This is a genomic window from Paenibacillus sp. Marseille-Q9583, from assembly GCF_976954365.1.
Genome location: NZ_CDRJTB010000001.1, coordinates 164,206 through 176,029, shown reverse-complemented (window position 1 = coordinate 176,029; position 11,824 = coordinate 164,206). Strand labels below are relative to the sequence as shown.

The 11,824-nt window shown below is 43.2% G+C and carries 9 protein-coding genes; 5 read left to right on the top strand and 4 right to left on the bottom strand.

From position 1 onward, the window contains the following. Nucleotides 1–8: 8 nt before the first annotated feature. On the bottom strand, nt 9–1,520 hold the full coding sequence (locus ACWNM1_RS00710) for an aminotransferase class V-fold PLP-dependent enzyme (protein ID WP_449599170.1): 1,512 nt from the start codon (nt 1,518–1,520) through the stop codon (nt 9–11). A 342-nt stretch (nt 1,521–1,862) separates the two neighbouring features. Between ACWNM1_RS00710 and ACWNM1_RS00705 the strand changes: the two genes are divergently transcribed. After that, complete coding sequence (locus tag ACWNM1_RS00705; RefSeq protein WP_449599169.1) at nt 1,863–4,112, top strand: stalk domain-containing protein; 2,250 nt, start codon at nt 1,863–1,865, stop codon at nt 4,110–4,112. Between the two features lie 173 nt (nt 4,113–4,285). Here the strand turns inward: ACWNM1_RS00705 and ACWNM1_RS00700 are convergent, their stop codons facing one another. Further along, the gene (locus ACWNM1_RS00700) at nt 4,286–5,008 is read right to left on the bottom strand and encodes a helix-turn-helix transcriptional regulator (RefSeq protein ID WP_234530912.1); all 723 of its coding nucleotides are present in this window, start codon (nt 5,006–5,008) and stop codon (nt 4,286–4,288) included. A 188-nt stretch (nt 5,009–5,196) separates the two neighbouring features. Between ACWNM1_RS00700 and ACWNM1_RS00695 the strand changes: the two genes are divergently transcribed. The 4 genes from ACWNM1_RS00695 (at nt 5,197) to ACWNM1_RS00680 (ending at nt 10,601) form a co-directional block, all read left to right on the top strand. Beyond that, nucleotides 5,197–6,492 carry an ABC transporter substrate-binding protein gene (locus ACWNM1_RS00695; RefSeq protein ID WP_449599167.1) on the top strand — a complete coding sequence of 432 codons (1,296 nt, stop codon included), beginning with the start codon at nt 5,197–5,199 and terminating at the stop codon, nt 6,490–6,492. Nucleotides 6,493–6,575: 83 nt separating this feature from the next. Further along, a complete protein-coding gene (locus tag ACWNM1_RS00690; protein WP_231573358.1) occupies nt 6,576–7,454 on the top strand; it encodes a carbohydrate ABC transporter permease in 879 nt (292 codons plus the stop codon). Next, nucleotides 7,454–8,302, top strand: a complete 849-nt coding sequence (locus ACWNM1_RS00685) for a carbohydrate ABC transporter permease (RefSeq protein ID WP_449599165.1) — start codon at nt 7,454–7,456, stop codon at nt 8,300–8,302. Before ACWNM1_RS00690 ends, ACWNM1_RS00685 begins: the two co-directional genes overlap by 1 nt. Before the next feature lie 22 nt (nt 8,303–8,324). Further along, the gene (locus ACWNM1_RS00680) at nt 8,325–10,601 is read left to right on the top strand and encodes a glycoside hydrolase family 65 protein (protein ID WP_449599163.1); all 2,277 of its coding nucleotides are present in this window, start codon (nt 8,325–8,327) and stop codon (nt 10,599–10,601) included. Nucleotides 10,602–10,764: 163 nt separating this feature from the next. On the opposite strand, the gene ACWNM1_RS00675 is transcribed toward ACWNM1_RS00680, so the two are convergent. Together ACWNM1_RS00675 and ACWNM1_RS00670 are read right to left on the bottom strand one after the other, a co-directional pair. Continuing rightward, on the bottom strand, nt 10,765–11,241 hold the full coding sequence (locus ACWNM1_RS00675; RefSeq protein ID WP_042131456.1) for a DsrE/DsrF/DrsH-like family protein: 477 nt from the start codon (nt 11,239–11,241) through the stop codon (nt 10,765–10,767). 241 nt (nt 11,242–11,482) lie between these two features. Continuing rightward, nucleotides 11,483–11,800: a hypothetical protein gene (locus ACWNM1_RS00670; protein ID WP_076297950.1), complete on the bottom strand. Its 318-nt coding sequence runs from the start codon at nt 11,798–11,800 to the stop codon at nt 11,483–11,485. Between the last annotated feature and the right edge of the window lie 24 nt (nt 11,801–11,824).

The window sequence follows — 11,824 nt, the reverse complement described above, 5'->3', positions numbered from 1 at the left end:
GCTGGGAACTACACCGAAAAAAGCGCTTTGACCTTCGCCTCTGCGGGATCCTCATTGTAGATATGGGTCCAACTGTTCGTAGAAGCATCATAAAAATAGTCCTGTTTCCATTGTTGGAAATGGATCACGATATTTCGTACAGCGGATACAATTCTCTCTACCTCCTGATTCGTCATAATGGGGTGTAGAGAGATGCGAATCCAACCCGGTCTAAGCGACTGGTCTCCTATAGTAATTGCCTCAGCGATCTGAGCAGATTGCACCCACCCTAATTCAAGTAAGTAATGCCCATAAGGACCTGCACAAGAGCAACCACCCCGGGCTTGTATACCAAAGCGATCATTCAGTAGTTGAACTGCAAGATTATAATGAATATCACGTAGTGTAAAAGAGACAATGCCATGACGTTCTGTATGATGTCCAGCTAGCAGCGAGCATTCGGGTATGCTACGGAGCCCGTTCATTAATTGCTGGCATAGCTCGTGCTCTCTAATCACCATATATTGACCGTTTCCATTCATCTGTTCCTTCAGCTTCACGCAAAGTGCCGTCCGAAAAGCTTGCAGAAATCCCGGCGTTCCCCCGTCTTCCCGCATCTCTATTTCGTTGGTGTAGCGGCGTCCTCCCCAAGGATTGACCCAAGCCACTGTACCTCCACCCGGTTCGTCAGGAATACGTCCATTACTTAGAGCCTCATCAAAAATTAGAACGCCATTCGTGCCCGGTCCACCCAGAAATTTATGTGGAGAAAAAAAGATTGCATCCAGCTTCTCCAGCGGTGAGACAGGATGCATATCGATAGGCTCATAGGGTGCGCTGGCGGCAAAATCTACAAAACATAGGCCTCCGTGGCGGTGCATAATTGCGGCAAGCTTCTGGTAGGGAGTCTGAATTCCGGTCACATTGGAGCAAGCCGTAAATGAACCTATTTTCCAGCGGCGATGCTGATACAATTTCAACTGGGCTTCAAGCTGCTGAAGATCTATATTTCCGTTTTCTCCGGGAGGAACAGTCACAACATCACCAATCCCCTCCTGCCAGGGAAGGATATTGGAATGATGCTCCATATGGCTGGTGAAGATCACAGGACGTTCCTCCATCGAATGGGCGCTATAGTCCTGAATCCACTCAGGGAGTCTTAAGCCCATGATACGCTGCAGCTTGTTTACGGCTCCCGTTGTTCCATTTCCGCAGAAGAGCAGGATGTCCTGAGGACCAGCATTTACATGCTTTTTAATAATTTGTCGCGCTTCATTATAAGCCAGTGTCATGGTTAAACCGGTCGTGTTGGAGTCTGTATGTGGATTACTAACATATGGACCGAAGGCTTCCTGCAGCTTCCGTTCAATCGGTTCATATAAGCGTCCGCTGGCGGTCCAATCGGCATACAGCAGTGGCTGTCTACCATAGGGCGTGGTGATCTGATGCCGAATTCCAATGGTGTGCTCACGAAAAATCTCGAAATGGTTTTGTAGTGAAGCGGGCGTCTCTGCAGAAGAGGCGTGGATGATGTTTAGCACGGATTTCCCTCCAGCCCGTACGCCGATAGTGGTAAGGTCATAGTTTATTTTCGGCGTGCCAGTAGTTTCTATGGCATCAGTATATGCTTGCTTGGAGAATTGGGTTAAAGCCTAGGTGGAGTTTATATGATAACAAATAAAGGAGATAGAGGTGGATGGTGTAATTAATATACAACATTGTTTTTTATTTACTTATAATGAAACTTTTTGAGATCTACTGCGTCAAATAATACGATTTGAAATAATGAATGTACCATGAAGTAAAAGCACTGTCTCGTTATATATGAGGAAGGTAAAGTTAGGGGCCACTTATATTTACAAATGGAGCAGAGGAGTCAAATCATGCATTTAAAAAAACTATCATTAGTTGTACTATTGGCCGTATCTCAGACTGCTGCGGCAGTACCCGTTTTTGCTGAAGCTGGAAATGTTACCTCCAGTAACACCAGTGGAGTAAGAGTGGCTACTACAACTGTTGCGGAAGTAATTCCAGAAGCTACTGATCCATTGCCATCATTGACACGTCCGGTAGCAGAAGGGGCAATACCAACACCAACAGCAACACCAACAGCAACACCAACAGCGACAGTAACGCCAATTACAGGGGGAATAACCGATTCTACTTTAACAACGTTACCATCCCCCACACCGAGTCCAAGTCTTACACTTATACCTGCGACCACCACACCACCGATTACAACAGATATAGTTAATGCAGGGGCTAGCAATCAGCTTGTACTTATGATGAATAGTAACAAAATGTATCAGAATGGCATTGAATATTTGGCTAATCAGCCAATGGCAGTGAAGAATGGCGTTTCCTACGTTTCGATTAGAGCTATGGTTGAACGTGTAGGTGTGAAATACATTTACGATTATAAGACGAAAGAGACCATTGTTACTAAAGGCAGCGACGTTATGCGGTTTAAGACAGACAGCAAGATTTATTCCGTAAATGGTAAGAATGTGACAATGAAAGGTCCAGCTTATCAATTCAAAGGAACCTTTATGATTCCATTGACGTCCATTACTGGGGCGCTGGGCATTCCGTATACCGTGGATAATGTGCAAAAACGAGTCATTCTTTCACTAAATTTGAAGCCTAAAGCTTCTTTTACAGTACCGGCTATAATTTATGCTGGTGATCCAGTGAATTTCCTGACTTCTAGCTCTTCACCGATTGGTTCAGCCATAGTTGAAGAGAAGTGGGAAGGGAAGCAGGATATCTATGATACACCTGGGCAATATGTAGTATCCTACTCTGTTAGGGATGCTAATGGACAATGGAGTGATCCTTACTCCACGACGATCACGATTCTAAAACCGAATACACCGCCGGTTGCAAATTTTACGACCGATAAGGATTCCTACAAAATGGGTGAGATGATCACTTATACGGATATGAGCACCGACCCAGACGGAGATACACTTAAAACAACGACCTGGACAAATAAAGCGGAAGCTTTCTTCACGCCTGGTCCTGCAACAGTTTCTATTCAAGTAGAAGATTCACATGGCGCAATCAGCACTTTTGAAAAAGTCATTAATATTACGGGTGAAGTCTTGTACAGTAAGGAAGATTTCTATAGATTGTTCGCTTCTCCGGGTAGTGTATTTGATATTGACGGATCCAATGTTCCAAACTGGCAGAAGGTAGCTTATACGCTCACTTCTGAGCCTTATAATCTTATTCGCGCTAACAGTCCAGAAACCGTAAATATGGAAGGGATTACTTATCGTGAAACATCGTTCGGTGGAACCCGCTTTTTGATTCACCACAAGAATAATATGAATACTAAAATGAAGGTATATGTGATAGCTAAGAACAACAATCTATCCCCTACGACGATCACAACAGAATATTTAGGCGTTGGAGGCCCACACCCCTTTCCGGAAGCTACGGGTAAACTCTCAGTGCAACGTTACTGGGAATCCATGCAAACGAAAAAAGATTACAAGACAACGGTCCTGCAACCTGGTGAAAGCGTCTCTATCCTGTCTGATCTGAATAATATTGCAATAAAACCGGGCGAAATCGTTTCACTCCAAGCGGACTTATATAGTGATTATCCTATTGAATACAATGTTATGATGATTGATGCGAATAAAGATCCGTTAACCACACTTCCTATGCTTCCAATACTGGATCGTGATGGCGTGCATAACCGAGGGACTTATGCTGATTCTACACGTATCATGACTGTTACGGATGAAGTAGGGAGAACACCTGCGAGACTTCTCATCGGTGATAATTCAAGTGATTTGAATTTAATGGGCACCGACCCTATGTCAGGAACTGGTGCATCCAATGCAGGCAACTTCGGAGTACTATACAAAATCAAATTTGAACATGTTGCTCCAAATTCATTAATTACCTTTAACCCGCGTGGTGGTAATTATATGGGACCTGTTATGGTGAATGGTCAAATTGTTCAAATGCCAAGTACCGGCAGTATTACAAATGCAAACTTGAATAGTGTGGTTTATCGTACAGGTGATGAAGGGGGCTCTGTTGAGATATTGTTCACTGCAGCGTCTGGTAGTAATTTGCCGGTTAACTTCCTGATTACACCGCAACCACCGAAGAGATAGTTATGCAAAGTAATCATTAGGGGGACCAAAGGCGAGATTCCATTCAGCTATGAATGAGAATTCGCCTTTTTTAGAAAATATACGGAACTATAAGTTTCACGTTATACTTTATCCTTATATTTCTCGCAAAAACGCTTTCCGTCCTTTAAGGACGCCGAAGGCGTTTTTGCTTGTCATTTCATGTGATCTTTTCGATACTCCCTTGCGGTCATGCCTAGATGCGTCTTGCAGTAGGTAGAGAAGTAGGCAGAGGAAGCGAAGCCGAAGATATCACTAATATCCTGAAGCGCCATATTTGTATGGATCAGGAAGTTCTTGATCGCATCAATTCTTTCTTTATGGATGAAGTTGAGGACAGTGCTTCCTGTTTCTTGTTTGAATAGCGTTGCGAGGTAATTCGGATGCAACTGCACGATTTCCGCAACTCGCTCTAGCGTAGGCTTCTCTTCAATGTGCTTTTTAATATAGGCGATCGTCTTATTAATGATAGGTCCATACGAATACGAACGATGGGTTGAGATGACACTAATAAAGCTATTTAGCATGAGGTATTCAATCTCAACGGTCTTCACGATCGAGTCGCTCTCATCAATTAAGTTGATGTAATGGTCACTGAGAATGAACGCGGACTCGGAATCGACTCCCGCCTCAATGATCGCACGCGTAAAAATGGTGCAGCTAGCGACTAGAGAATATTTCAACGACTGCAAAGGCTTTGGTGACAGGTTGGCTCGTTCCAGCAGGTTGATTTCATTCAATATTTTAACGGCACCTTCACGATCAGTGCGTTGGATTGCATAGACGAGCTTCTTTTCGTGCTCATAGGAAGGGTGCATATAGTTCTGATAGCGATTCTTCGCCATATTGCGTTCGAGGACGGCAGTAATGTCTAGCATGGATAATCTCCTTTAGGCTACCTGTTTAAGGGAGGATTTTACAATATAATCCGTATTTATAAATCGAAACTAATGTTAAGAATTTGTAATTAAGTATTATATTATCGTGTAATATCAGTTTTGTAAAGGCTTTCAATTTTAGAAATACAAATAAAAATTATGAAATCTTCAGAAGAGGGGTATTGCAGATGAAGAAAAAAGTAGGGGCAGCAGTATTATCTGTAGCTATGTTATCCACGTTAGTCGCTTGTGGAGCAAAAAGTGATGATGGAGCAAACAAGGCAAATAGCGCAGACACAACGTCTAAAGGAACTGGTAAAAAAGCGGTTATTACAATCATTCAGAATAAAGTAGAAATCCAAAGTGCACTAGAGGATGCAGTGAAAGAATTCAATAAAACTCAAGATAAATATGAAGTACAAGCATTAGGAGCAGCAGGTGACAACCTGATGACGGTGCTCCAGACACAATTCAGCTCCGCACCAGAAAAAGCACCAACCATTTTCACAACAGCATCTGGCTCAGAGTTTCAAAAATATCTTCCATATATGGCACCCTTGGATGATATGAAAGCGGCTAGCAAAATTGTTGAAGGACAAGATACAGCAGCGCGTAATGATGGTAAATTATATGGCTTGCCAGTTGCGCTTGAAGGCTTCGGACTTATCTACAATAAGGATATGTTCAAGGAAGCAGGCGTGAAGGCGGACGATATTAAGACATGGGATGATCTTGTTGCAGCAAGTACCAAGTTGGAGCAAGTGAAAGGCGTGAAGAAGGCCATAGCGTATGCACAAGAGTCTTACTTCCGTTTCATGCATCCATTTAACTGGCCATTTGCATTAATGAAAGATACATCGGGTACGATTGCTAAGATTAATGCTGGCGAATTGAAGCTTCAAGATATTCCTGAATTGAAAGAGTACGTTGCTGATCTGGACAAGGTCAAAGACCATACGAACTTGAGTAAAGATACGTATGATGAACAAGTTGCAGGCTTCGCGGCAGGACAATATGCGATGATTCACCAAGGAAACTGGGCACAAGGTCTCTTGAACGATTATGATGTGAAATTTGAATACGGTTTCTTGCCAGTACCGTTCGAAGGTAATCAAGGTATTGCGGTAGGTAACAGTAACTTCTTCCGCGTGAACAAGCATGCATCGGAAGATCAACAAGCAGGTGCAAAGGCGTTCTTGGATTGGTTGCTAACAGATCCAACGGGTCAGCACTATATAACGGATGAGTTTAACTTTATCCCTGTGTACTCCGGTTTTGATACTAGCAAAATGGATCCGTTATCCCAAGAAGTGAACCGTTATGCAAGTGAAGGCAAGACAGTGAAATGGGTATTCGATCAATTCCCAGCGGGAGCAGATCAAGAGTTTGCGAACCAAATGGAAAAATACTATGCAGGAAAATTAACGGGCGAGGGCTTGTTAGAAGCACTTCAGAATGCTTGGATGACTGCGGTTAAAAAATAATCGTATGGCTATGGAGGCTGCTTCTCGAATATTCGTTAAGCGGCCTCTTCCTGTTTTGTAGAAATGGATAAGAGGTGAAACCATTGAAGAAAAGTGTAAAGAGAAATTTAATAGCCGCAGCTTTTATTGTTCCATCATTATTCATCTTTATAAATGTAGTCATCATTCCATTCGTTATGGGGATTGTGTACTCTTTTACAGATTGGGATGGGTTTAAATTTGCAGGTTCTAACTTTGTAGGCTTCGATAATTATGTACGGGTGTTTCAAGATTCAGATTTTCTTACATCCTTCGGCCTGACATTTAAATATGCCGTATGCATGATTATTCTCGTTAACGTTATCGGACTTTCACTCGCGATGCTGGTGACTTCCAAAATTAAGTCGCGTAATCTTTTACGCTCAATATACTTCCTGCCGAACTTGATCGGTGGTCTGATCCTAGGTTTCATCTGGAAGTTCGTATTCACGAAATTCTTCGTACAGGTTGGAGAAGTAATGGGGAATAGCTCGATCTTCTTCAATTGGTTGGATGATCCGACGGCTTCCTTCTGGGCGCTGGTCTTCGTAGGAACATGGCAAATGGCCGGCTACGTCATGATCATCTACATCGCAGCTATTCAAGGTGTTTCGGATGAGGTGCTGGAGGCAGCTGATATGGATGGCGCAGGCGGATGGATGCGATTCCGCAAAATTATGTTCCCACTCATTATGCCAGCCTTCACGATCAGCTTGTTCTTGACGCTGTCGAACGCATTCAAACAATATGATACCAATATCTCACTAACGAACGGTGGTCCTTACGGTACAACCGAGCTTGTTGCAATGAATATCTTTAAAACCGCGTTTAGTATGAATCAATATGCGCTCGCGCAATCCAAGGCGATTATTTTCTTCCTCGTCATCTTAGTTGTGACGGTTACGCAGGTCGTTATCTCGAAGAAAAGGGAGGTTGAACAATAATGAAACGTCGCAATAAATCAACTTCAATATTGCTTGAAGTTATAGCTTGGGTTAGTGGACTTCTTATGCTGTTGCCTATGTATATTATGTTTGTGAATTCGTTCAAAGGACGTGCCGAGATATTCACCGATACGTTCGGCCTGCCGAAATCCTTTTCCTTCGAGTACTATGCTGCGGCAATGGACAAAATGAACTTTTTGTCAGCATTTAAAAACTCGCTCTTAGTGAGTGTCATTAGTATTGGGCTTATTATTATCTTCTCAGCGATGACATCTTGGATGCTTGTTCGCCTGAAGAATAAATTGTCCAATGGCATTCTCCTCTTATTCGTAGGTACGATGCTCATCCCGTTTCAATCGGTGATGATTCCGTTAATGCAATATTTAAACAAATGGGATATCCCATCACTTAATTTCTCTATGATTAATACACATTATGGCCTGATTTTCATGTACATCGGATTTGGGCTAAGTATGTCGGTCTTCCTCTATCACGGTTTTATTAAAGGGGTACCGATTGCTCTTGAAGAAGCGGCAATGATCGAAGGCTGTAATACGTGGCAGACATTCTGGAAGGTTGTATTCCCAATGCTTACGCCAATTACGATGACTGTAGGAATCTTGAATCTGTTGTGGATTTGGAATGACTATTTGCTTCCATCGTTGACCTTAACAAGCCCGGCGCTTCGTACCATTCCATTATCAACATTCTTCTTCTTTGGAGAATTTACAATTCAGTGGAACCTTGCAATGGCAGGACTTGTCGTATCGATTATTCCGGTTATTATCTTTTATCTGTTCGCACAGAAATACATTATTAAAGGCGTTATGGCAGGTGCAGTGAAATAAAATTGGATGAGGGGGCCTTCATATGAAGTCGGGCTGGATTATTGAGAATCATAGGGATATGCAAGACCTCGGCGTTAGTGAGAGTATTTTTAATGTGGCTAATGGTTATGTAGGTGTTCGAGGTAATTTTGAAGAAGGTTATGAAGGTGACGAGCCAACGGTTCGTGGAACATATATAAATGCATTTTATGATATTACACCGATGCTATATGGGGAGAGCGCGTATGGCTTTCCCGATACACAACAGAAGCTTGTGAATGTGATGGATGTACAGGATGTGACTATTCATATTGGGGAGGAGAAGTTCAATCTTTTCACAGGAACGGTCGTTTCCCAGCGTCGTTATCTCGATATGCGCGAAGGTAAGTACGTACGGCACGTGCACTGGATTTCACCACAAGGTAAAGAGGCCGAAATTTCATTCAAACGCATGGCGTCATTGACAACACTCGAATTGTTCACAATAGATATTGAGGTAACTCGTATCAATTGTCAGGATGAAGTGACGATTACCTCTGGCGTGAATGGCGATGTGAGTAACTATACGAATGCGAAGGACCCTCGTGTTGCATCGGGTCATGCCAAGCTATTGGATATGAAGAATATCGAGGTGTTCGACGAGACCTCCTTACAAATCGTGCTTGAGACAAATACATCGAAGCTACAAGTGGCGGCAACAACAGTTCATCAGACAACGCCTGCGGTGAACGGTGAACTGATCAAGGGTGAGAAAAGTGTAATGGTGCGGTATGCGTTCCCAGCCGGTAAGGATATTGTTCAATTCACAAAATTCAACGTATTTACAGATACACGTCGACACGAAGATCCAGCTGCTCACGGACGTGAGTTGATGGCTTTGGTATTAACGCAAGGGATTCAAGCGGCTTACATGGCACAAGAAGTATATTTACAACATTTTTGGGAAATTGCAAATATCGAGATCCAAGGTGATGAGGTACTTGAGCAAGGTCTTCGATATAACGTATATCAGTTGCTGCAATCTGTGGGCAAAGATAAATACAGTAACATCGCAGCCAAAGGCTTAAGCGGTGAGGGCTACGAGGGACATTATTTCTGGGATACCGAAATCTATATCCTGCCGTTCTTCATCCTCTGTCAGCCAGAGCTGGCGAAGCAGTTGCTTCGTTACCGTTATACGATTCTAGGCGAAGCGAAGAAGCGTGCGCTAGAGCTAGGCCACAAGAAGGGGGCCGCTTACGCATGGCGTACCATTACAGGGGAAGAGTGCTCGGGGTACTTCCCAGCTGGTACGGCACAGTATCATATTAATGGTGATATTGCTTATACGTATATTCAATATTATCTCGCGACAGGCGATAAAGATTTCATTGCGGAATTCGGTGCGGAAGTCGTATTTGAAACTGCAAGAACTTGGATGGAGCTAGGTCATTATCATGAAGGTCTATTCAAGATTGATGATGTAACAGGTCCGGATGAGTATACGGCCATCGTAAACAATAACTATTACACGAATGTACTTGCAAAATATAATCTAGAGTGGGCTGCATCGTGGTATAAGCAGCTGGCAGAAACTCATCCTGCAGCATGGGAGGCTTTGTGTAGTCGCATTGGCTTAACAACAGATGAGATTACAGCATTTGAAGAAGCGGCTGCGAAGATGTATCTGCCTTTCGATGAGAAGTTGAACATTCATGCACAAGATGATTCTTTCTTAGCGAAGAAGGTGTGGGATTTCGAGAACACACCGGAAGAAAAACACCCGCTGTTGCTTCACTATCACCCGCTACACATCTATCGTCATCAGGTGTTGAAGCAGGCCGATACGGTACTGGCGCATTTCTTGCTCGAGGATGGCATTTCAACCGATGTCTTGCGGAACTCCTACGATTATTACGAGAAGCTGACAACTCATGATTCGTCCTTATCCTGCGCGATCTATAGCATCATGGCTTCGAAGTTAGGTTACTCGGACAAGGCGTACGATTATTTCATTGAAACGGCACGAATGGATTTGGATAACACTCATGGCAACACGAAAGACGGATTGCATATGGCGAACATGGGTGGTACATGGATGTCGATCGTCTATGGCTTCTCGGGTGTAAGGATCAAGGATGATCATTTGGCATTGAACCCGACATTGCCGAAGCAATGGAAGGGATACACCTTCACGATGCGTTACCGTCAAGCGACGATTACCGTGGAAGTGAATCATTTGAAGACGCAATTAATCGTGGATGCACAAGAGCTGATTCATATCAAAGTAATGGAGAAGAGCTTCAAGATTCCAATGGGCAAGACAATCATCACGGTATAATTTATATCCTTTTAATTGAAATCCGAAGCGGCATGAGAAATTCCCCATGTCGCTTTATGTTAGATTAATCGTGACTTTTTCACTGTTATTTTTAATAATTGTTCAGAATTTTTTCCTTATAAATATCTGAGGGACCTCTTGATCACGATAATAATTTCAACCGCTAAATGAACAGCTGAACATCACTCTCCAAAGCATCTTTTAAATACGCCGCAGCATCGATAATCTCGACCTCTGGCAGCAGTTCTTCTGTTTTAAAGCCCATGATTTCGACGGAGAGCTTACAGGCATAGAACTTGATGTTTTTTTTGCGAGCTCCTTTTAGAAAATGAATCAGCTTCGGCGCGCCTTGCTCCTCCATCATCTCCTCTAGCATCATCCGGCCCAGCCCGCTGAAATTCAAGTGGGAGAGTGGCAGCTGCCCAGGACCCTTTGGCGTAATGACATCCATCAGCTTCTCATAAATACTTTTATCCTCTAGCGTCATCTTCTCCGGATCACGCACCAGAAACAAACCCCAGAAAGAGAAAAACATCGTAACCTCTACATCAATATCTCTCGCGGCATTCGCTAAGATCAATCCCGCCATGGCTTTGTCGTATTCTCCGCTGAACATCAGAAGATTTATTTTTTTACTCACCTGGATAGTCCTCCCGTTACTTATATTGAATTATAAGAAAGTATAAGTTTCACGATATACGTTATCCTTATAATTCTCGCATAAACGTTTAGCCTCCTTAATAGGACGCCGTAGGCATTTTAGCTTGGAATGTCATTAGTATGGTTATGGAGGGGAGAAGTATGCGAAGGGACCTTCCGAATTCACAAAAAAAGCCCCCTTACGGGAGCTTCATCACCTTTATTTTGTTACCTAGCTTCTACTAATGTACTTCAGAATCTTTGGATTCTGGATCTAAGGTGCTGCGGATGTCATGGTAACGGGCGGAAAGCCAAATGCTTCCGGTAAATAATACGATGAGTCCAAGAACGATAGAAAATCGCCAGTCGCCTGCTTTGAAGTTCAGCTGAAGTACCGTTAGTACAAGCGAAACCTGGGTCCAGACCAGTGTTCTTTTGCGAAAAGCCGCAATATCTCCAGACATCTTTGGGATATTCCGAATGATCAAATAGGCAATAACTGCGAGAATAAGCGCAAATATAGCGGTTACGGCTAATTCAGAAGAGGATAGGACATGCATGGTCTCAGGCATCCTTTCGGCTTG